This is a genomic window from Streptomyces celluloflavus, from assembly GCA_000720995.1.
GTDB classification, from domain to species: Bacteria; Actinomycetota; Actinomycetes; order Streptomycetales; family Streptomycetaceae; genus Streptomyces; species Streptomyces celluloflavus.
Genome location: JOEL01000018.1, coordinates 1 through 20,355, shown reverse-complemented (window position 1 = coordinate 20,355; position 20,355 = coordinate 1). Strand labels below are relative to the sequence as shown.

19 protein-coding genes and 1 tRNA gene are annotated in these 20,355 nt (G+C 71.4%); 8 read left to right on the top strand and 12 right to left on the bottom strand.

Going from position 1 to position 20,355, the window contains the following annotated elements:
- Nucleotides 1–110 precede the first annotated feature (110 nt).
- The 3 genes from IH09_RS18670 to IH09_RS18660 form a co-directional block, all read right to left on the bottom strand.
- On the bottom strand, nt 111–1,040 hold the full coding sequence (locus tag IH09_RS18670; protein WP_110952407.1) for an SCO1664 family protein: 930 nt from the start codon (nt 1,038–1,040) through the stop codon (nt 111–113).
- On the bottom strand, nt 1,004–1,594 hold the full coding sequence (locus IH09_RS18665; protein WP_094794588.1) for a DUF3090 domain-containing protein: 591 nt from the start codon (nt 1,592–1,594) through the stop codon (nt 1,004–1,006). Before IH09_RS18665 ends, IH09_RS18670 begins: the two co-directional genes overlap by 37 nt.
- Before the next feature lie 121 nt (nt 1,595–1,715).
- Nucleotides 1,716–2,414 carry a histidine phosphatase family protein gene (locus IH09_RS18660; RefSeq protein ID WP_052857530.1) on the bottom strand — a complete coding sequence of 233 codons (699 nt, stop codon included), beginning with the start codon at nt 2,412–2,414 and terminating at the stop codon, nt 1,716–1,718.
- Between the two features lie 58 nt (nt 2,415–2,472).
- Here IH09_RS18660 and corA point away from each other — a divergent pair, with 58 nt between their 5' ends.
- Nucleotides 2,473–3,465 carry a magnesium/cobalt transporter CorA gene (gene corA / locus IH09_RS18655; protein WP_052857519.1) on the top strand — a complete coding sequence of 331 codons (993 nt, stop codon included), beginning with the start codon at nt 2,473–2,475 and terminating at the stop codon, nt 3,463–3,465.
- Nucleotides 3,466–3,496: 31 nt separating this feature from the next.
- On the opposite strand, the gene IH09_RS18650 is transcribed toward corA, so the two are convergent.
- Nucleotides 3,497–4,285 carry a hypothetical protein gene (locus tag IH09_RS18650; protein WP_052857740.1) on the bottom strand — a complete coding sequence of 263 codons (789 nt, stop codon included), beginning with the start codon at nt 4,283–4,285 and terminating at the stop codon, nt 3,497–3,499.
- Nucleotides 4,286–4,549: 264 nt separating this feature from the next.
- Nucleotides 4,550–5,599, bottom strand: coding sequence for an LLM class F420-dependent oxidoreductase (locus IH09_RS18645; protein ID WP_052857517.1), 1,050 nt, complete (start codon nt 5,597–5,599; stop codon nt 4,550–4,552).
- 127 nt (nt 5,600–5,726) lie between these two features.
- Here IH09_RS18645 and IH09_RS18640 point away from each other — a divergent pair, with 127 nt between their 5' ends.
- Together IH09_RS18640 and IH09_RS18635 are read left to right on the top strand one after the other, a co-directional pair.
- Nucleotides 5,727–6,710: an aldo/keto reductase gene (locus IH09_RS18640; RefSeq protein WP_052857515.1), complete on the top strand. Its 984-nt coding sequence runs from the start codon at nt 5,727–5,729 to the stop codon at nt 6,708–6,710.
- Nucleotides 6,707–9,484, top strand: coding sequence for a helix-hairpin-helix domain-containing protein (locus tag IH09_RS18635; RefSeq protein ID WP_052857513.1), 2,778 nt, complete (start codon nt 6,707–6,709; stop codon nt 9,482–9,484). The genes IH09_RS18640 and IH09_RS18635 overlap by 4 nt, the downstream gene beginning before the upstream one ends.
- A 132-nt stretch (nt 9,485–9,616) precedes the next feature.
- Here the strand turns inward: IH09_RS18635 and IH09_RS18630 are convergent, their stop codons facing one another.
- Nucleotides 9,617–10,309, bottom strand: a complete 693-nt coding sequence (locus IH09_RS18630; protein WP_052857511.1) for a hypothetical protein — start codon at nt 10,307–10,309, stop codon at nt 9,617–9,619.
- A 47-nt stretch (nt 10,310–10,356) separates the two neighbouring features.
- Between IH09_RS18630 and IH09_RS18625 the strand changes: the two genes are divergently transcribed.
- A complete protein-coding gene (locus IH09_RS18625; protein ID WP_052857509.1) occupies nt 10,357–10,545 on the top strand; it encodes a DUF5703 family protein in 189 nt (62 codons plus the stop codon).
- 134 nt (nt 10,546–10,679) lie between these two features.
- Here IH09_RS18625 and IH09_RS18620 read toward each other — a convergent pair whose 3' ends face one another.
- From IH09_RS18620 to IH09_RS18615, 3 genes are all read right to left on the bottom strand, one after another.
- Nucleotides 10,680–11,513: a chaplin gene (locus IH09_RS18620; RefSeq protein WP_052857507.1), complete on the bottom strand. Its 834-nt coding sequence runs from the start codon at nt 11,511–11,513 to the stop codon at nt 10,680–10,682.
- Between the two features lie 138 nt (nt 11,514–11,651).
- Nucleotides 11,652–11,816 carry a chaplin gene (locus IH09_RS37440; protein ID WP_094794582.1) on the bottom strand — a complete coding sequence of 55 codons (165 nt, stop codon included), beginning with the start codon at nt 11,814–11,816 and terminating at the stop codon, nt 11,652–11,654.
- Between the two features lie 196 nt (nt 11,817–12,012).
- Entirely contained in the window at nt 12,013–13,338 is a 1,326-nt protein-coding gene (locus tag IH09_RS18615; RefSeq protein ID WP_052857505.1) for a M20/M25/M40 family metallo-hydrolase, read from the bottom strand.
- A gap of 233 nt (nt 13,339–13,571) precedes the next feature.
- Between IH09_RS18615 and IH09_RS18610 the strand changes: the two genes are divergently transcribed.
- A tRNA-Leu gene (locus IH09_RS18610) sits at nt 13,572–13,659 on the top strand.
- A 205-nt stretch (nt 13,660–13,864) separates the two neighbouring features.
- Here the strand turns inward: IH09_RS18610 and IH09_RS18605 are convergent.
- The 3 genes from IH09_RS18605 to IH09_RS18595 form a co-directional block, all read right to left on the bottom strand.
- Entirely contained in the window at nt 13,865–15,208 is a 1,344-nt protein-coding gene (locus tag IH09_RS18605; RefSeq protein WP_240150728.1) for a hypothetical protein, read from the bottom strand.
- 122 nt (nt 15,209–15,330) lie between these two features.
- Nucleotides 15,331–16,680 carry a KGGVGR-motif variant AAA ATPase gene (locus IH09_RS18600; protein ID WP_052857502.1) on the bottom strand — a complete coding sequence of 450 codons (1,350 nt, stop codon included), beginning with the start codon at nt 16,678–16,680 and terminating at the stop codon, nt 15,331–15,333.
- The gene (locus IH09_RS18595; RefSeq protein WP_052857500.1) at nt 16,677–17,153 is read right to left on the bottom strand and encodes a hypothetical protein; all 477 of its coding nucleotides are present in this window, start codon (nt 17,151–17,153) and stop codon (nt 16,677–16,679) included. The genes IH09_RS18600 and IH09_RS18595 overlap by 4 nt, the downstream gene beginning before the upstream one ends.
- A gap of 329 nt (nt 17,154–17,482) precedes the next feature.
- Between IH09_RS18595 and IH09_RS18590 the strand changes: the two genes are divergently transcribed.
- Genes IH09_RS18590 through IH09_RS18580 form a run of 3 tightly spaced genes read left to right on the top strand, consistent with a single transcriptional unit; the run spans nt 17,483 to nt 20,252 of the window.
- On the top strand, nt 17,483–17,728 hold the full coding sequence (locus tag IH09_RS18590; protein WP_052857498.1) for a hypothetical protein: 246 nt from the start codon (nt 17,483–17,485) through the stop codon (nt 17,726–17,728).
- A gap of 11 nt (nt 17,729–17,739) precedes the next feature.
- The gene (locus tag IH09_RS18585) at nt 17,740–18,648 is read left to right on the top strand and encodes an ATP-binding cassette domain-containing protein (protein WP_052857496.1); all 909 of its coding nucleotides are present in this window, start codon (nt 17,740–17,742) and stop codon (nt 18,646–18,648) included.
- Nucleotides 18,648–20,252, top strand: coding sequence for a hypothetical protein (locus tag IH09_RS18580; protein WP_052857737.1), 1,605 nt, complete (start codon nt 18,648–18,650; stop codon nt 20,250–20,252). Before IH09_RS18585 ends, IH09_RS18580 begins: the two co-directional genes overlap by 1 nt.
- Nucleotides 20,253–20,355: the final 103 nt, after the last annotated feature.

Sequence of the window (20,355 nt, the reverse complement as noted above, 5' to 3'; positions counted from 1 at the left end):
CGTAACCGGACGCATGTTCCGGATTCGAACCGGACCGGATGTCTTGGCCGGATAGGCGGTCTTGCGTTCGACGGCGAAGCGTGCGAGAGGCGACCGGCCGGCCGCCCCGGTCAGACCGGCGGCCAGGGGATCGGCGGCCACTGGCCGCCCGGCTCGGGGTGCCGGCCGCTGCGCAGCAGTCCGGCCACCCGCGCCCGCAGCGCCGCGATCTCGGCGCCGGTGATCAATTCGGCCAGTCGGGCGGCGAGCGGCGTGGCGTCCGCCAGCGCCTCCTGGAGGCCCCGCAGGACCGTCAGTGCCTCCTCGGTCAGCGGCTCCCCCGCCCACCCCCACAGCAGCGTGCGCAGCTTGTCCTCGGCGTTGAACGTCACACCGTGGTCGATGGCGAAGAGCCGGCCGCCGGCCGCGGGCAGCAGATGGCCGCCCTTGCGGTCCCCGTTGTTGATCACCGCGTCGAGTACCGCGAGCCGCCGCAGCCGCGGATCGTCGGCGTGCACCAGCAGCGCGGTGCGGCCCGCGCCGGTCTCGGCGAACCCGACCGCCTTCCAGCCGGGGCCCGGCTCCGCGTCCTCGACCAGGGCGAGCAGTTCCGGAACCGCGCCGTCGGGCGCCTCGATCCACTCCTGGACCATGCCGGTGCCGTACGGGCCGTCCCGCAGCACCGTCGGCGGGATCAGGTCCCAGCCGCTCGCCCGGGAGATCTCGTACGCGGCGACCTCGCGCTGGGCGAGCGTGCCGTCGGGGAAGTCCCACAGCGGGCGCTCCCCGGCGACCGGTTTGTACACGCAGGCGGCGGTGCGGCCGTCGAGGGCGACCGTGCAGTAGAGCACGGCGTTGGACGCCTCCCGGATCTGGCCGCGCACGGTCAGCTCGCCCTCGGCCAGCAACGCGACGGACACCCCGGTGGCGGGCTCCGGCGCCGCTCCCGCGCCGTCCCGCGGCGGCGCGGGGGACGGCACCGCCCCGGCCTCTCCGCCCGGCCCGCCCGAGGGCTCCATGGCGCTCAGGCGTCCCGTCGGTATCCGTTCTGGCGCGGGCATACGTGTCCCTCCGGGTCGAGCGGCAGGCTGCACAGCGGGCACGGCGGGCGCCCGGCGTTGACGACTTCCAGGGCCCGCTTGGCGAACGCCCTGGCCATGGTTCCGCTGAGGCGCACCCGCAGCATCGGCGGGCCGTTCTCGTCGTCCTGGAGCAGCCGCTCCTCGGCCTCGGCGAGGTCCTCGTCGCTGCCGGCGTCCATCTCGACGAGCGCCTGCGCCTCCACGATCATCCGCTGGTCCTCGCCGTCCCAGGCGAGCGCCATGGTGCCGACCCGGAACTCCTCCTCGACGGGCGATTCCAGCGGGGCGGAGTCGGCCAGCTCGGTGGGGGCGACGGCGGGCACCGGGGCGTTGCCGCCGCTGCGCCGCACCACCTCGTCCAGCAGCTCGTCGATCCGCTCGGCGAGGGCGGCCACCTGGGTCTTCTCCAGGGCGACGCTGGTGGTGCGGCCGGCCGCGGTGGCCTGGAGGAAGAAGCTACGACGGCCAGGCAGCCCGACCGTACCGGCCACGAAGCGGTCCGGCGCGTCGTAGAAGAACACCTGACGGGACAACGTCCTGCTCCGATTGCTCGACTGCGGGGTCAGTGCGGTCGCTGCAAGGTCCTGCGGTCACGGTGCGGATCGCAGGGACAGGGCGGACAGCGCCGTGGACCCACCCTACTGCGCCCGCTGATCACGGCGCTCCCGCGCCGCCTCCGACGGCCGCGTCCCGCTCCCCGTCCACAGGGCCGGCGTCCTCGCGGGGCACCAGACCCCCGAAGTCGCCGGTGTCACCGAGCCGTACGAGGTAGGGGCGCAGCCGGGTGTAGCGGATCACGGTGACCGAGCAGGGCTCCACGGAGATCCGCTGGAAGAGGTCGAGGTGCATCCCCAGGGCGTCGGCGACAAGGGATTTGATGATGTCGCCGTGCGAGCACATGAGGTAGGCGGCCTCGGCGCCGTGCGCCTCCTCGGTCCGGGCGTTCCAGTCGCGGACCGCGTCCACCGCGCGGCCCTGCATGGCCCGCATCGACTCGCCGCCGGGGAAGGCGGCGGCGGACGGGTGCCGCTGGACGACCTCCATCAGCGGCTGATCGGCCAGCTCGGCGAGTTTGCGGCCCGACCAGTCGCCGTAGTCGCATTCGCTGATCCGGTCCTCGGCGTACAGCGGCAGTCCGGGGCGGGCCGCCAGCAGGGGCCGCAGGGTCTCCCGGCAGCGCTGGAGCGGGCTGGAGACGGCGGCGGTCAGCGGTACGCCGGCCAGCCGCGCGGGGAGCGCCGCGGCCTGGGCGCTACCGCGCTCGTCGAGGGCGACACCGGGCATCCGTCCGGCGAGCACACCGGAGGTGTTGGCGGTGGAGCGGCCGTGCCGCACCAGGATCAGCGTGGGCATGTCCGCCAGCCTACGTGCCGCGTCCACGGTGGCGACGGGCGGCCGGGCGAGGGGGAGAATGCCGGGTGTGATCAAGGACTGTGCCATCTACCGGGAGGGCCGCCGCACCGAGCGGACGGCCGACTTCGCCACCGCCCTCGCCGCGGCGCGGGCCGACGGCGACTCCTTCCTGTGGCTGGGGCTGCACGAGCCGACGCAGCAGGAGTTCGACCTCGTCAGCAGCGAGTTCGGGCTGCATCCGCTGGCCGTCGAGGACGCGCTCAAGGCGCATCAGCGGCCCAAGCTGGAGGTGTACGAGGACTCGCTGTTCGTGGTGCTGAAGCCGGTCGGCTACGACGCCGGGACCGACACGGTGACCACCTCCGAGCTGATGGTCTTCGTCGGTGACTCGTTCGTCGTCACGGTGCGGCACGGCGAGGCGAGCCCGCTCACGGCGGTGCGCCAGCGGCTGGAGCACCAGCCGGAGATCCTCCGGCACGGCCCGACGGCGGTGCTCTACGCGGTCAGCGACGCGGTGGTCGACGACTACATCGAGGTGGCCGGTGAACTCCAGCTGGACCTGGAGGAGTTGGAGGCCGAGGTGTTCTCCTCGAACGGCGGCGACACCAAGAACATCGCGGCCAGGATCTACGCGTTCAAGCGCGAGGTGCTCGAATTCCGGCGCGCCACCGGTCCGTTGCTGGAGCCGATGGTCCGCCTCCAGAACCCCGGGGTGCCCTTCGTGCCCGGCCATGCCCGGCCGTTCTTCCGCGATGTCGGCGACCACCTCACCCGCGCCAACGACTCCGTGGAGGGCCTGGACCGGCTGCTCTCGGACATTCTCGCGGCCCATCTGGCACAGGTGGGCGTGCGACAGAACGACGATATGCGCAAGATCTCGGCGTGGGCGGCGCTGGCCGCCGTCCCCACCCTGATCGCCGGGATCTACGGCATGAACTTCACCGACATGCCCGAGCTGAAGTGGCCGCTGGGCTATCCGGTGGTCCTGCTGGTGATGGTGGGCATCGAATTCGCGCTGTACCGGCTGTTCAAGCGCCGCGGCTGGCTGTGACCGGGCGCCCGGGGCCCTGCGGCCGGGCCGCTCAGGCGTATTTTGGTGCGTTGGTGGCCGGGCCGCCCGGCGCGTCGCGCCGCTCGGGCATCCGCAGACCGGTCATGCGCCGCCGGCCGCCCAGCCGCTCATGGCCGTGCATCGTCCGGACGGCCGTGGCGAGCACCGCGGACCTGGCCGCGGACCAGCCCAGGATGCGGCCCATGCGGTCCAGCACGGCGAGGCTGACGTCCCGGTGGACGCCGGTCTCGGCGAGCGCGCAATCGCACAGGATCCGCCGGATCGCCCGGCCGTGCCCGGCGCGGGCCGGCCGGAGCAGTTCCTCGTGGCAGTGGGCGAGGTGGTTCTCCTCGTCCCGGGAGATCATCCGGATCGCCCGGCCCACCTCGGGGTGGTCGCCGAAGGAGTTCCTGAGCATGCCCATCTGGTCGGCGGCGCGCTGTTCGGTGACCCGGCTGTGCGCGAGGTAGGTGACGATGTCGAGTTCGCCGAGCGGTTCGTCGCGGCGCAGCCTGTCGTGGGCCAGGCCGATGCCCCGGCGCTCCAGCAGCATGGTGTGGTCGATCGCCGCGGGGACTTCGACGGGGGTGAGACCGCGCTTGCGCAGCAGGGCGTGAAAGGTCCGGCCGTGCTTGTCCTCGTCGGCGCCGTGCCGGGTGACCTTGGGCGCCGGCTCGCGCAGCGACGCGGGGAGCAGCGCGGCGATCCGGCCGTTCTCCCAGCCGCCCTGTGCCTCGCCGCCGGCGGCCACCGAGCAGAACAGCCGGTAGGACTCGTCGTGCTCGATGATCTCCTGGAACAGGCTCCGGGCCGAGAACAGCTGCGCCACCTCCGAACGGACACGCCCGCACGGGAAAGTGAAATGCGGGGCAGGGGCGGCGGCAACCGCACGGCCCGTCCGGTCACCCGTCCGGACGACCGGTGCGCTGGTGTCCGGGCGTAACCGGTGCGCTCACGGGGGCGTTGTGCTGGGCGACGGCCGTGGCGGGGAAGACCCCCGAGCCCCCACCACGGCCGCTGCGCCGGGGCCGCCCGGCGCCACCGGCGCCGGGCTTTCCGTATGTCCGGCCCCCCACGACCGCCGTTACGCCAGCCCGGCGCGCTCCAGCGCCTCGGTACCCGCCCGCAGCGACGCGACCCGGTCCGCCAGCGTGAAACCCGCGGGCGCCAGCGTCAGCGTGGTCACCCCGGCCGCCGCGTACGCCTGCATCCGCTCCGCGATCCGCTCGACGGAGCCGAGCAGCGTGGTCTGGTCGATCAGCTGCTGCGGGATGGCCGCGGCCGCGCCGTCCTTGTCGCCGGACAGGTACTTGTCCTGGATCTCGGCGGCTTCCTTCTCGTAGCCCATCCGCCGGGCCAGCTGGTTGTAGAAGTTCTGCTTGCGGCTGCCCATCCCGCCGACGTACAGGGCGGTGTACGGCCGGAACATGTCGGCCAGCGCGCCGACGTCCTCGCCGACGGCGAGCGGCAGCGTCGGACAGACGTCGAAGCTCTCCATCGTCTTGCCGGCCTTCTCGCGGCCCGCCCGGAGGTGCGAGACCGCGGTCTCCTCCAGGTGGTCGGCGGAGGGGAAGATCAGCAGTGCGCCGTCGGCGATCTCACCGGTCTGCTGGAGGTTCTTGGGGCCGATCGCCGCGATGTAGAGCGGGATGTGCTCCCGCTGCGGGTGCACGGTGAGCTTGAGCGGCTTGCCGGGGCCGCCGGGCAGCGGCAGCGTCCAGTGCTCGCCCTCGTAGGAGAGCCGCTCGCGGGTCATGGCCTTGCGGACGATGTCGACGTACTCGCGGGTGCGCGCCAGCGGCTTGTCGAACTTGACGCCGTACCAGCCCTCGGAGACCTGCGGCCCGGAGACGCCGAGACCGAGCCGGAACCGGCCGCCGGAGAGCGAGTCCAGGGTCGCGGCCGTCATCGCGGTCATCGCGGGCGTACGGGCCGGGATCTGGAGGATCGCCGACCCGATGTCGATGCGCTCGGTCTGGGCGGCGACCCAGGAGAGCACCGTGGGAGCGTCGGAGCCGTACGCCTCGGCGGCCCAGCAGACCGCGTAGCCGAGGCGGTCGGCCTCCTGCGCCACCGCGAGATTGTCCGCGTCCATGCCGGCGCCCCAGTAGCCGAGGTTGATGCCAAGCCTCATGCCGCTCCCCTTACTGATCAGTAACGTCGCTGTTGCGGGGACTCTAGCGCCCAGGGCCGCGAGCCGTCATCGGCGGGTTGTCCACAGGTCCCCTGATCCGGACCGGCGGCCAGTAATCTCAAGGTCCATGGAGCAAAGGCACCTCGGCCGTACGGGGCTTCGCGTGTCCCGCCTCGGGCTGGGCACCCTGACCTGGGCACGCGACACGGACGAGCAGGAAGCCGCCGATCAGCTCAAGACGTTCTGGGAGGCCGGGGGCACCCTCGTCGACACCGCGGACATCTATGCCGACGGCGGGTCCGAATATCTCCTGGGCCGGCTGACGGATGCGCTCGTGCCGCGCGCCGATCTGGTGATCGCGACCAAGGCCGGCGGCGTCCTGGAGGCGGACCGCCGCGCCGACGGTTCCCGACGCCACCTCCTGGCCTCCCTGGACGCCTCTCTGGAGCGGCTGGGTACCGACTACGTCGACCTGTGGCAGCTGCACGCCTTCGATCCGCACACCCCCCTGGAGGAGACCCTCCAGGCCCTCGATCTCGCCGTCACCAGCGGCCGGGCGCGCTATGCGGGCCTGTCGAACTTCTCCGGCTGGCAGCTCGCCAAGGCCGCCACCTGGCAGCTCGCCGCACCCGGTGTCCGCAGCCGGCTGGCGAGTACGCAGATGGAGTACTCCCTCCTCCAGCGCGGTGTCGAGCGCGAGGTGCTGCCCGCGGCCCGCGACCTCGACGTCGGCGTACTGGCCTCCTCCCCGCTGGGCCGGGGCGTCCTCACCGGCAAGTACCGCCGGGCCACCCCGGCCGACTCGCGCGGTGCCTCGGAACATCTCGCGCCGTTCGTCGCGCCGTATCTCGACGAGGCGGCGAGCCGGATCGTCGAAGCGGTCAGCACGGCCGCCGACGGCCTCGCCGTCACCCCGCTCCAGGTCGCGCTCTGCTGGGTCCGCGACCGCCCCGGGGTCACCGCCCCGCTGGTGGGAGCCCGTACCGGAGAGCAGCTCAGAGCGGCTCTGTCAGTGGAGACCCTTAGTCTTCCTGACGAGATCCGCCGGGCGCTGGACGATGTGTCGGCCCCGGTGCACCACTATCCCGATCACGACTGGAGCACGCTGTGAGTACCGACCGCCCCGCCGGCGAGACCGCGCCCGAGCAGGAGGCCGCGCCCGGCACTACGGATGCCCGGTCACCCGGCGAGGACGCCGGGGCTCAGGGGGCGGACGTGGTGGCGCCGGACGCGGATGCGGCAGCGGGCGCGGATTCCGGGGACCCGGTTGCCGGGGCTCCGGCAGCGGAGCAAGGAGCCGGTCCGGAGGCGGGCACCGAGACGGCGGCCGACGGCGGCGGTGACGGCGCGCCGGGGGCCGATGGCGGCGAACCGGCCCCGAACACCACGGCACCACACCCGGCAGAGACGAACGGCACGCCGCCCAAGCCAGCAACTCCGGCACCATCCGGGAACTCCGGTCCGGCCACCGCGACAGCTACGGCACCGGCTGCTGACCAGGCGCCCGGCTCGACTGCGGGCACCGGGACGACAGCCGGCATCAGCGATGACGGCACACGAGCCAACAGCGACGAACCGGCCCCGAACACCACGGCACCGCACCCGGCAGAGACGAACGGCACGCCGCCCAAGCCAACAACTCCGGCACCATCCGGGAACTCCGGTCCGGCCGCCGCGACGGCTGCGGCGCTGGCGGCGGCGGTGCGGGCCGTGGAGAGCGGTGAGCGCTCGGCCGCCTCGTTCTTCGCCGAGGCGCCGCGCCGCACCGCACCCGCGGCGCCCGTCGTCAAACAGCCCGCCCCGGTGGGCGGCCCGGCGCCCGAGGCGGCACGGCAGCGGACCGCGAACGGGTCCGCCGGCCCGTCCAGGCCGGCCGCCGCCCCCGGGGACGGCACCCCGGCCGCCCCCGCGTCCGCCCCCCGCCCCGTGGTGGCGACGGTCCCCGGTGTCGACGGCGTACGACAGATCCTCGCGGCGGGCGGCGCTCCCGAGGCGCTGGCCGAGAAGGCCGCCGAGGCGCTCGGTGAGCGGGCCGCGGAGGCACTGGCCGCCGACCCCTGGCAGCTGCTCGGCGTGCCCGGGGTGCGCCCCGAGCAGGCCGACGGCTTCGCGCGGGCGCTGCTCGGCGCCGCCTGCGGACCGGCCGACGAGCGGCGCGCGCAGGCGCTGGTCGGCTGGCTGCTGGAGCAGGCCGCCGTGGCGGGCCACTCCGCGCTGGAAGCCTCCGCGCTGCGGGCCGCCCTCGCCCAGCGCGCCGTTCCGGACCCCGACGACGCCCTCCAGACGGCGATCGCCGACGGCGCGGTCCTGGTCTTCCAGGACGCGATCGACACACCGGGCCGGGCCCGCCCCGCCACGGATGACGAGGAGGCCGAGCAGCCGGTCCGGATCCTGCTCGGCCTGGACCGGTTCGCGATGGCGGAGGAGAGCGTCGCCGACGGTCTGGCGCGCCTGCTCAACACCTTCGAGGCCGCCGGGGCGGAGCGGGATACCGCGGACGCAGCCGAGTCGGGCGACGACGGTGCGGCGGACGAGGCCGCAGCGGCGCCCGGGTCCACGGACGGCGCGGATGGCGTGAGCGGCGCCCCCGCGGCTCCCGACGCCCGGCAGGAGGACGACGGGGCCGGGTACCGGCGGCCGCGGCCGTCCGCGGCCGACTGGGCCGCCGCGGCGGCCGCCGCGCCCTCACCGTCGGCCGCCGAGCTGATCCGGGCCGCCGCGGACAGCGGTCTGGTGGCGCACACCGGCGCCGAGGCGGCCCGCGCCGAGCCCGCCGCACTGATCGCCGCGGCCCGCGCCCTGGGGCTGCGGGCGTTCGGCGCCACCCACAGCGAGAACGGCCGCCGGCGCCTGGCGGCACACCTCACCGAGGCCGCACCGGACACGGACGCCGCGGACCCGGGCGCGGCCGCGGTGACGGTGGCGGACCTGCTCTCCGGGCAGCAGGGCCCCGGCCGGGACACGGACGGCGCGCTCGCACTCGATCTGCTGGTCGTGCTGGACGCACCGCAGCTGGATCTGGAAACGGCCGCGCTGCTCATCGAATCGCTGACCGACGGGACCCGGCTCGTGCTCAGCGGCGACCCCGGGGTCCTGTGGTCCGCCGGACCCGGCCGGCTCTTCGCCGACCTTCTCGCCGCCCGGTTCTGCCCCCAGGTCGCCTCCCGCACACCGGACTCCGGCCCGATCGGCGAGCTGGTGTCGGGCATCGGCATCGGCGAGCTGAACCAGGTCGAGGCCCCCGGTAAGGAGGTCGTGATCGTCCCGGTGCGCGATGCCGGAGAGGCGGTGCACCGCACCGTCCAGCTGGTCGCCGACTCCGTACCGCGGGCGCTCGGCGTCCCGGCGGAGCAGACCCGGGTCATCACCGTCGGCCACGGCGGCGCGGCCGGCACCCGCGCGCTGAACACCGCGCTCAAGGAGCGGCTCAACCCCGGCCCCGGCCGCTTCGGCGGCTTCGACCCGGGTGATCACGTCGCCTACGCCCCGGCCCCCGGCCGCACCCTGCCCGGCAAGGTCACCGGCGCGGACGCCGCCGGTCTGCGTCTCGACTGCGACGGCGGGACCGTCGTGGTGCCGCGCGAGCAGGTCGGCGCGGGTGCGGTCCGGCACGGCTGGGCGCTCACCGCTCATCAGGCGGCCGGTATGCGCTGGCCCGCCGCGGTGGTGGTCCTGCCCGGCGACGCCGCCGGCGGCCTGACCCGCGCCTGGGTCTACACCGCCTTCAGCCGCGGCGAGCGCCATCTGTCGGTCGTCCAGGGCGTCGACCAGGCGCTGCCGCGCGCGGTCGCCGAGGTGCCCGTCAAGGAGCGCACCACCCGGCTGCGCACCCTGCTCCAGACGCAGAGCGTCCAGGCCGCGGCGGACGCGGCGGCGGCCGGCTGACCGCCCCGGGAGGGCCGTCCCGGGCCCCTGACACCGCTGCCCGGCCCGTCGGTACATTCCCGACGGGCCGGGGCAGCGGCATATGCGAGGCGGCGGTGCGCACGCCCCAGGGGCAGGCGCACCGTCCCGCCCTCACCGTTCCCGGTCGAGTGCCTCCAGCAGGTCGTCGTCCTCCTCGCCCGGTTCTTCGTCGAAGACCGAGCTGACGTCGAAGCGGCACACCACACGCTGGGGGTCGGCTTGGTCGAACGGCGTGGACAGCCACTCCCCCGGCTCGGCCGGTTCGTCGGCGGCCGTGACCCACAGCGTGGAGTCGCCCTCCTCCAGGCCGAACTCCTTGTGCCGGGAGGCGATCTCGTCCGGTTCGAACTCCCCGAACAGCACGCCGAGCGCCGCGTGCACGCTGCTGCCGACCACCCCGGCCGCCATACCGGCGCTGTCGGCACCGTCCCGCACCGCGGCGTCGGCGGCGTCCGGATCGAGATCGGCGATGCGCTGCGCCTGATGCAGCAGACGCTGGGGCTCGGCGACCGTGTAGTCGCGCCGGATGAGCACGCTCAGCGCGCTCGGCTCCTCCGGGCCCGCGTAGGCCGGCAGCGTGTCGCTCCCGGGGATCTCGAACGGCGTGACCTCGTCATAGGTGTCGTACAGCAGCTCGTCGTAGACCTCTGCCGCCGCGGCGAGCTCGTCGAAGGCGGCGTACACGGCCGGATCATCCTGCCCCGAGCGGCGTTCCACCGCGTCGAGGTGACGGTCCAGCGCGGCTTTGACCGCCTCGGCGGCGGCACGTACCTCGGCAGCGGAAGGCTGCGCAGCATCAGACATAGTGCAGACGCTATCCGTACCGGGGCCGGTCCCGCACAATAGATGCGATGCCGGAATACGAATTCTGCGATGTGTATGTGCCACGGGGGGTCTCCCGCAAGGCCGCCACACGCCTGCTGACCGACCATGCCGAGTACGGACACTGGGAGTTGGACCGACTTCGCCTCTACCCCGACGGGAGCCGCAAGGCGCGGCTGCGCCGCCGGATCATCCGACAGCTGCGCGCCACCTGGTGAGCGCCGTCGCCGGGTGAGCACGGCGACGGTGTGCGCACAGCGGGTGAGCACACAGCAGAGCGGGCCCCGTCCGTGCGGGGCCCGCTCCCTTCAGCGCCGGTCCGGCCGACGAGTGCCGGTCAAGCCGGCCCGGCTCACCTGCGCGCGGTGCGCGCCCGGCGGTAGAGCAGCGCGCCACCGAGCAGCAGCCCGGCGCTCGCCGGTACCGCGTAGCCGATCGTGCCGGCGCCGGTGTGCGCGAGCTGCTTGACGGGCGCGGGCGTCGTCACGATCTGCGAGTGCGGCGCGTTCACGGTAGGCGTCCGCTTCGCCGGGGTGTCCGGCGTGACCCGGTTCCCCGGAGTCCGGGGGCTCTGCGGGTGCTCCGGGCTCCTCGGGTGCCCCGGGCGCTCCGGGGTCCGCGGGTGCTCCGGAGTCCGCGGGTGCGACGGGATCCGCGGGGTCGGCTTGTCCGGGTGCTGCGGGTGCTCCGGGTGCCGCGGATACTCCGGGCTCGTCGGCGATACATGCCCGCACTCGTTCCCGAAGGCGGGGTTGAGCAGCCCGACGACATCGACGGTGTTGCCGCAGGCGTTGATCGGTACGTCGATCGGTACCTGCGCGGTGTTGCCCGAGCCGACGCCGGGCGAGTGCACGGCCGATCCGTGCGCTTCGGCGCCGTGGTGCCGGCCGGAGGTCTCCCGGTTCCGGCCGCCGCCGTCGTGCGCGCCGTGCCGCCCGCCATGGGAGGCGTGGGCGCAGTGGTTGCCGAACGCCGGGTTGAGCAGTCCGACGACGTCGATGGTGTTGCCGCACGCGTTCACCGGTACGTCGACCGGCAGTTGGATCGTGTTGCCGGCCACCACACCGGGTGAATGCGCCGAGAGCCCGTGGGCTCCCGCATCCGCGAACGCGTAGCCACCGGTGACGGCGATTACGCCGCCCGCGGCCGCCATAGTGATCAGGCCCTTTCGCGCGACCTGTCTCATAGGTTGGTTCCCCTGCCTTGTGCCTTCATGAATGCGCGCGAGTGGCGATCCCACCCGCCCGCCGAAATACCCAGCGGCTCCGGAACGCAGGTGATGCGCTCCGGAGCCGACCGGGAACAGACCCTTACGGGTACAACGTCACGTGGTGATACAGATGTTGCCGAAGGCGGGATTCAACAGTCCGATCAGTGAGATCGAGTTGCCGCGGGCATTCGGCGGTACGTGTACCGGCACCTGGATGTCCTTGCCGGCGAGCACGAGACCACCGGAAGCCGCCGCGGCAGCGACGATCTTCTTGATCATTGTTCCTCCTTGTGGCAACGCGACCCCAGCCGCGGATCGCACACACTGCAACGAGAAACGGACCATTGAAGCTACGAACCGATGGTGGCATTCACTCTTTTCAGCTAAGTCCGTACAGATGGCAGGTAATCCGCACAGACTTCGGCTTCGAGGTTTCCGCTCCCGGAATTCAGCTCTGCCGTCGCGACCCCGCGTTTCAGCTCTGGTCGATGAACCGGTCGAGGACGCGGACGCCGAACTTCAGCCCGTCCACCGGAACCCGCTCGTCCACACCGTGGAACATGCCGGCGAAGTCCAGCTCCGGCGGCAGCTTCAGCGGCGCGAACCCGAATCCGCGGATTCCGAGGTCGTCGAAGGACTTGGCGTCCGTACCGGCCGAGAGCATGTACGGCACGGCGCGCGCGATCGGGTCCTCGGCCTGGAGCGCCGACTGCATGGCGTCCACCAGGGCGCCGTCGAAAGTGGTCTCCAGCGCCTTGTCCGCGTGCACGTCCTCGCGCTCGACCCGCGGGCCCAGGATCCGGTCCAGGTCGGCCAGGAACTCCTCCTCGTAGCCGGGCAGGAAGCGGCCGTCGACGTGCGCGGTGGCCTGGCCCGGGATGACGTTGACCTTGTAGCCGGCGCCCAGCTGCGTCGGGTTGGCGGTGTTCCTGAGCGAGGCGCCGATCAGCTTGGCGATGCCGCCGAGCTTGGCCAGCGTGGCGTCCATGTTCTCCGGGTCGAGCTCGGTGCCCAGCGCGTCCCCCAGCTCGTCGAGGAAGGCCCGCAGTGTCTTCGTCACCCGCACCGGGAACTCGTGCCGCCCCAACCGTCCGACGGCCTCGGAGAGTTCGGTGATGGCGTTGTCCTTGTGGATCATCGAACCGTGTCCGGCAGAGCCGTCCACGGTCAGCTTCATCCAGTGCATGCCCTTCTGCGCCGTCTCGATGAGATAGAGCCGCAGGTTCTCGTTGACGGTGAAGGAGAAGCCGCCGACCTCGCTGATCGCCTCCGTCACGCCCTCGAAGAGCCCCGGGTGCTTGTCGACGAGATAGCGCGCGCCGTAGGTGCCACCCGCCTCCTCGTCCGCGAGGAAGGCCAGCACGATGTCGCGCGGCGGCTTGCGGCCGGACCGCAGCCGGTCGCGGACGACCGCCAGCGTCATCGCGTCCATGTCCTTCATGTCGACCGCGCCACGGCCCCACACACAGCCGTCGGCGATCTCGCCGGAGAAGGGGTCGTGGGTCCAGTCCGCGGCGTTGGCCGGTACGACGTCGGTGTGCCCGTGGATCAGCAGCGCGGGCCGGGAGCGGTCCTCCCCCTCGATCCGGGCCACGGTCGAGGCGCGGCCCTTGGCGGACTCGAAGATCTGCGGCTCCAGCCCGACCTCGGCGAGCTTCTCCGCGACGTACTCGGCCGCCACCCGCTCTCCCGGGCCCGAGTGGTCGCCGTAGTTGCTGGTGTCGATCCGGATCAGGTCCCGGCACAGGTCGACGACCTCGTCCTCGCCGGTGACCGTACGGGCCGGCTGCGACTCGCTCACACTGCCTCCTCTTGGTTCACGGCCGCGGACCGCGCTCCCCCGAGGAGCGCGGTCCGCGGCGGGGGTCCACCGCCATCCTCCACCTCGCGGCCGCTGCGCCCAAGGCCGCAATACTCCCGACATCCGCAGGTCACAGCCGCCCGCCCGGTCACATGTACGGGTGATCGACCACCCCCGAACGTTTGCTATTGTTTTCCATGTCGGAACGGCCCAGCCGCCCCGGCAGACACCTTGTCCGGGTGGCGGAATGGCAGACGCGCTAGCTTGAGGTGCTAGTGCCCTTTATCGGGCGTGGGGGTTCAAGTCCCCCCTCGGACACCAGCAGAGACCCCAGTTGATCTGGGGTTTTTCTGTTTCTCCGGCTGTGGCGTGACCAACGGTTCAGCGTTCCCCAGGTCAGACCAGGAGAACGCTGAACCTCTCACCAACTCTCCGTCGGCATACGGCGCAGGCCCGTCCGCCCTGCCGAGCCCCTACTGCTGGCCAGCGGAACCAGGGCAGGGAGACAGAGCGAGGCGAGGCGGATTCAGGATTGCACCTTCGGCACGCCTCCCTTGCGCCCGATGGAGAACGCAATCCGGTACACGTCCGGCAGGTCAATCCGGCCATCCTTGCGCCGCCGCATCACGCCGAGGGCAATCAGCTCGTCGATCAGGCGCAAATAATCGTCCGGGTACCGGGGGCCGGTCCGTACTTCCGCACCGTTGCCTGAGGCACTGGCACGGGCCGACTCGCGCTGGAGCTGCACCGTCAGGTCAGCCTCTGCCCACCGCCCCAGCAAGAGATTCTGGTCGATCGGAACCTGCTGACCGTTCAAGGGGGCGATGGCGGTGTGCACCCACGGCATGTCCTCTCGGATTTCGTCGACGCGCGTACGCGATGCGGACTGCACACCGCGCCGGATCCCCTCGTGGTGGATGGCGTATGGGTGCGCCGCGTAGTCGCTGCGTGTCTCGTTGACCGCCATCCCCAGAGCGTTGAGAAAGCTACGCGGGCTGACCTGTTCGACCCCGTCCATGAGGTGGTTCGGCAACCAGGTGTACGTGATGCCCTTACGGAAATTCGCTCCCATATAAGCGCCCGCCAGCCGGCCGAACATATCTGCCTGAGTGCCTTGATCACCCAGCAGCGCGGGGGGCAGCCGGTGCCGACCGTGCGTGTGCCCGGTCCAGCCGTCGTGCAATGCGCGGAAGCGCTCCGCCCCCTCGCTGTCATAGTTGCCGAGGTAGTGGAAGAAGAGGCCGTAGAGGTTGGTGGTGCTCCACTTCAGGCTGGCCGCATTGGCCGTCAGCTTCGAGGCATCAGGGAAGTGCAGCAGCGCGCCGTCGAACATGTCAGGTCGGATAAAGATCTTGCAGCGGATGTTCCTCGTCCCCAGGCGCATCTCCAGGGCAAGCTGCAGGATGCCGGCGACGAGGCGGTCAGCCTGGCCACGGTCCCAATGCAGATGCTCCAGGGCGTCGAAGAGGATGAGGTGCGTGGCCTTCTCGGCCAGGGCCTGGCGATCGGCCTCAGCGATAGTCAGGTCGCGCTCTTCAGGGTGCGCCCGAACCCACTGGATGCGTTCCGGCCACTGCATGGGCTGCTGAATCTCGGGCTGGCCGAGTGCCATGAGCAGCACGGTGTTCCACAAGTCGTACGGGGTCACTCCGGCGTCCAGCAGGCTACGCAGCACGTTTGGACTCGGGTAGAGCTGGGGGGCGATTCGCGTGCCGTAACCAGGGTGAACCTTGAGATGCCGAAGTCGCTCGATGCGGTACTCCTCGGCAGCAACCTCGCGCAGTTGATCATCCAGGAGTGTCCTGTACCAGAAGGTCTTGCCCACCCCGCGACCGCCGCGTACGACAGTCGCATCCATGTGGAGCGCCAAGCGATGACTGTCCGGGGTGAAGAGATTCGAGAGCGTGGGCTCTACCGTGTCCGCATCCTGAGCGTCTGGGAGTGCCGCAGTCAACAGGTCTCGGTACTCCTCGGCTCCAAGCGGGGTAGTCATCACGGTCCTTCGATCATGAGGCGGGTGGCAGTTTCCAGGAAGGAATCGTACGCAGTCCGAACGAACGAGCGATCATCCCAGCCGGATGTCGCGGCGGCATCGAGACCGACGAGTTCCAGGGTGAACAAGATAGGAATCGGCGCGTGTGGTGCCGACTCGTCCTCTGGGCTGGGGTTGAAACCCGAGGCGTCGTCGCCGACAAGATCGTCGTAAAGGACAGAGAAACAAGACCAGGCGTGGTCCCGGAATGCCTCCAAGTACTGTTCCTTGGGGCGGTCCGTCGAATCCGGAACCATCGAGGCGATCATTCGCAACTTCTCTCGGATCACAGGAGCCTGCCCCGAAGAGCGCCACGCTGCGAAAAGGTCGCGGTAGCCCTCCCACGTCTGCCGGTTGTCGCTACCGAAGAGAAGTGCCAGGTCACAGAGACGTGAGAGGGCGACGGCCGCAATGTCGTGGATCCCGGCACGACTATCGATGATCACGACATCCGGGCGCCGACTCGCCCTCGTGACGGCCTCTTCGCAAGCGCTGACGGCCGCCTCCAGCCGGTCCGCGAAATCCGAAAGGCTCTGGGTGGGCACGTCGGCGTAGACGCGGTTGAGTTTCTCGACGTAGGCGTACTCGGTTCCAGGGACCCCCCGCCCGCGGGCCGGCGCGACCCAAAGCTCACCATTGCCCTTGACGTGCGCATGGGTGGCCTGCGCCACCAGGTCCAAGCCCTCGTCGTTTCCCAATGCCGACTCCACAAGCTGGTCGACGATTCCGTACTGGGGAAGTTGATCCTCCGCGACCAGCAACGGGCCTGAGCCGGGGGACTCCAGGTCCAAGTCGGCGACAAGTACGCAATGCCCCAGGTCAGCGAGGTGCTTGGCAAGCATGAAGGTAGCTGTGGACCGGCCCACGCCTCCCTTGATCCCGTAGACGGCGGTGCGTGCCGTACGGACCCCGCCGGCTTCCGCGACGGGGGTGCTGACCTTGGCCCAGTCCTCGCCCACAACAGTGTTCTCGAGCAAATGGATGTGTCCCTCCCCGGGGCCTGGGCTGTAGCCGATCAGGGGGGAGACCCGCGGTGAAGCGAACAGGGAATCGGGCTGGAAGAGGTCGGAGGCGAAGAGAAGCGGCCGGTCGGTCGCATATTTGCCGAGAGTGGTCGTGAGTCGATCCCGCCAGCCTTCGGCTTTCCCCGCATCGATTGCGGTCTCGCGGTCGTCCACGAGTAGGGAGAACCTGCCCAAGATGTCTCTGACGAGTAGAACATCGGCCCCCGAGGCTGCCGCGTTGCGGGCAGTGGCCTCCGCAAACGGCCGTGCTTGGTCAAAACGGACCGGATCGGTCAGGTAGGTCACGTGAGCACTCCGGCGATGAGCGCCTGCTGGTGCAGACTGAGAATCTGTTGGGCCGCCGCCCTGCGGCTGCGGACCTCGGGGTCGGCGACAGCAGCCCCATCAAGGTAGCGATCTTCCACGGCCCAGGTGTCGAAGGGCTCCGAGGCTGCGAGGACACCGGACAGTATGCTTCCGCCCCGGCCATGCAGCAGGAGTGCCACGTCGGACCACAGGCCCGGGAGGTGACCGAAGTGCTGGGGCTTACCCGCCGCATCGGGAGCCCAGGGTTTCACGCTCGGAGGCTTGCCCGGCTTGGTCGGATTCATCGACACCTGGGTGTACCGAAGGATCACACTCTTCAGAGCGCACTCCACTGCGAAGCCGAAGTGATGGTCTGCGTTGGGCAGTCGGCCGTCGTCGTGGAGATAGATCGCGTCGTCATGATGGCGTATCGCGGCACGCGCATAATGGTCTTCCGTCGAGGTCTGGGGCACGGCGAGATCCTATTTCGGACCGCGGGGGGCCAACACCGCAGTCCAGAACATCTCATTCCATCCGTATGAGATGAAATTGGGTGGTATCCCTGCGAGGAGTTCAAGTCCCCCTCGGACACCAGCGAGAACCCCAGTTGATCTGGGGTTTTTTGCGTTTCCGGGAGTTGGCGCGACCCACCGGATGGCCAACGGCCCGGTGGTTTCCCCGCCCGGCGTTCGCCGTGGTCGTGGGCCGGCGCCGCGTCCCGGATATCTGCCGAACGGCAGATGTGCCGGGGGTCCCCGACGGCGAACCTGGGAGCGTCCCGCCAAGATCTCCGGAGGTAGCTGTGTTCCGTCGTACGGCGACAAAGGGCCTGAGGGCCGCCGCCACCCTCGCCACACCGGCCGCGCCCGGCGCACCGGCCGCCGTCGCGGGGTGCGCCGACGCCGGGAGGGCGAAACCCGGGGCGCGGCGCCGCCCGTTCGCGGGCGGGGCGCCGAATGTCCGGGTGCACGGCGTGCCCACGGGACAGGACGGCATCAGGGCCGCGGCACCCGCACCGCGGACCGCCGGCCGCACCTTCGACGCGTGAGGACCGGAACCGTGCTGGAACTCATCGACGTCACCAAGGTCTACCGCGGCGGCAAGCGTGCCGTGGACGGTATGACCATGCGGCTGGACACCGGGCTGCTCGGGCTGCTCGGTCCGAACGGCGCCGGGAAGTCCTCCCTGCTGCGGATCGCCGCGACCGTCACCCGCCCGACCGGCGGCCAAGTCCTGTTCCGGGGGACGGACGTGGTGGCCGAACCGGGCGTACTGCGCCGGGCGCTGGGCTATCTTCCGCAGGACTTCGGGGTCTACCCGAACCTCACCTCACGGGAGTTCCTCGCCTATCTCGCGGCGGCGAAGGGGCTCTCGGCCCGCTCCGCGCGTGCCCGGATCGACGAACTGCTGGCGCTGGTCAATCTCACCGAGGCGGTCAAGCGGCCGCTGGGCACGTACTCGGGCGGCATGCTGCGCCGGGTGGGTATCGCCCAGGCCCTGCTCGCCGACCCCCAGGTGATCATCGTGGACGAGCCCACGGCCGGTCTCGACCCCGAGGAGCGGGTGCGTTTCCGCAATCTGCTGAGCGATCTCGCAACGGACCGGGTGGTCATGCTCTCCACGCACATCGTCTCCGACGTGGAGTCGGTGGCCTCGGACATCGCGGTGGTCGCCCAGGGACGGCTCCTGAGCCGCGGGGCGCCGGACCAGCTGCTCGCGGCGGTCGAGGGGCGAGTGTGGGAAATCCTGGCGGACCCGGCCGACGTCCCGTCGATCCGGCAGCAGAACCTGGTCAGCCGGCTGGCGCACACCTCCGGCGGGGTACGGGTGCGGCTGCTGGCCGACGCCCCGCCGTACGCGACCGCGCAGCAGGTGCCGCCCGATCTGGAGGACGCGTACCTGGCCATCGTGAACCAAGTCCCGGCCCGGCCTGCGTGCACCGCCGCCCGGCGCGACGGGCGGGCGTGATGGTGCCGATGCTCGTCCGGCTCGCCGTCGCCGACTTCCGGGACCGGGTGCGGCGCCCGGCCTATGCGGCGATCCTCATCGCCGCCGTCGCCCTCGGGTACCTCGCCACCCCGGCCTCGTCGTCCAACTGGGTCGTCGTGCAGGTGGGGAGCTACCGCGGCACCTACAACAGCGCCTACATCGGCATGATCGTCGCTTTGGCCAGTGCGGTCTGGCTCTCGCTCGCCGGGTTCTACGTGGTCCGCAACGCCCTTTCGCGCGACGAGAGCACCGGCGTCGGCCGGCTCCTCGCGGCGACACCGCTGCGTACCTCCGCCTATCTGGTCGCGAAGTTCCTCAGCAGTGTCCTGGTACTCGCCTCGATGCTCGGGGTCCTCGCGGTGACGGCCGTGGTCATGCAGCTGGCGCGCGGGGAGGACCTGGCCGTCGATCCGGTCCGGCTGCTGTCGCCGTTCGTGCTGATCGCGCTGCCGCTGACGGCACTCACCGCCGCGGCGGCGCTGCTCTTCGAGACCATTCCGCTGCTCCGCGCGGGACTTGGCAACATCGTGTGGTTCTTCGTCTGGTCCGTCGTCGCGATCGGCGGACAGTCGCCCCAGGCGCCGCTCGGCGGCATCGGCGTCCACAGCGTCGTGCAGTCCCTCAGCACCGGTATGGCCGCGCAGGGCATCGACCCGCACCGGGTCGGCGAGTTCAGCCTGGGCCTGACCTTCGTGGACGAACCGCTGCGCACCTTCGACTGGGCCGGTTTCGATCCGTCGCCGGAGTTCCTCGTCAGCAGGCTGGTGCTGGTGCTGCTCGCTCTGGTGCTGGTGGTGCTCCCCGCCCTGTGGTTCCCGAGGTTCGACCCCGCGCGCTCCGGCGGGCAGCCGTCCGGGGCCGAGAGCACCGGCGGTGCGCAGGACGCATACCTCGGTGCGCCCGCAACTGTCGTCCCGGCGGCGGGGCCGGCCGCCTTCCAGGACGTCCCGCGCGCTCCGGTCCGGCCGGGCAGTCCGGCCCTGCGGCTGCTGGCAGGTGAGGTGCGCATCCTGCTCCAGGGCACCCCGCGGTGGTGGTGGGCCGGGGTCCTGCTGCTCACCGTGGTCGCCCAGATGGTCACGTCGGCGACCGGTGCGAGCCGGATCCTGCTTCCGCTGGCCTGGATCTGGCCCGTACTGCTGTGGTCCCGGCTCGGCACCCAGCGCCATGAGGCCGGTGTCGAGGCGGTCCTCGGTGCCTACCCCGCGGCGCGGCGCCGGATCGCCGCGGAGTGGGGCGCGGGATTCCTGCTCACCGCGGTGAGCGGTATCGGGCCGGCGCTGCGCATGCTGACGGGCGCCGACTTCCCCGGGCTGCTGCACTGGCTGTGCGGCGCGCTGTTCATCCCGTCGTTCGCCCTGGTGCTGGGCACCCTGAGCCGTACGCACCGGCTCTTCCAGGCGGCCTACCTGCCACTCTGGTACGGCACGGTCAACGGCTTCGCGCCACTCGACTTCATGGGCGCCGTCCGGGGGCCGGACGGACAGCCGGCCGGGCTGCCACCCGCCGTGCTGCTCGGCGCCGTCGTCGTGACCCTCGGGATCGTGTACGGGGCGACCGCTACGCGGCGGGCGGCGTCATGAGGCGCGGGGGGTGCCTCTATGTTTTTCGTCAAGCCCGAGTTGGTCATGTGGTGGCTGCTTCGGGGGTTCGGGGTTCGTAGAAGGTTCCGTCGCGGAGCATGGC

Bases quoted from the DNA above. Each gene is read 5' to 3' on its own strand.
- IH09_RS18640 (WP_052857515.1), top strand. From the start codon at position 5,727: ATGGAGCAAAGGCACCTCGGCCGTACGGGGCTTCGCGTGTCCCGCCTC.
- IH09_RS37440 (WP_094794582.1), bottom strand. From the start codon at position 11,816: ATGATCAAGAAGATCGTCGCTGCCGCGGCGGCTTCCGGTGGTCTCGTG.
- IH09_RS18580 (WP_052857737.1), top strand. From the start codon at position 18,648: ATGGTGCCGATGCTCGTCCGGCTCGCCGTCGCCGACTTCCGGGACCGG.
- IH09_RS18625 (WP_052857509.1), top strand. From the start codon at position 10,357: ATGCCGGAATACGAATTCTGCGATGTGTATGTGCCACGGGGGGTCTCC.
- corA (WP_052857519.1), top strand. From the start codon at position 2,473: ATGCCGGGTGTGATCAAGGACTGTGCCATCTACCGGGAGGGCCGCCGC.
- IH09_RS18645 (WP_052857517.1), bottom strand. From the start codon at position 5,599: ATGAGGCTTGGCATCAACCTCGGCTACTGGGGCGCCGGCATGGACGCG.
- IH09_RS18660 (WP_052857530.1), bottom strand. From the start codon at position 2,414: ATGCCCACGCTGATCCTGGTGCGGCACGGCCGCTCCACCGCCAACACC.
- IH09_RS18670 (WP_110952407.1), bottom strand. From the start codon at position 1,040: ATGCCCGCGCCAGAACGGATACCGACGGGACGCCTGAGCGCCATGGAG.
- IH09_RS18620 (WP_052857507.1), bottom strand. From the start codon at position 11,513: ATGAGACAGGTCGCGCGAAAGGGCCTGATCACTATGGCGGCCGCGGGC.
- IH09_RS18630 (WP_052857511.1), bottom strand. From the start codon at position 10,309: ATGTCTGATGCTGCGCAGCCTTCCGCTGCCGAGGTACGTGCCGCCGCC.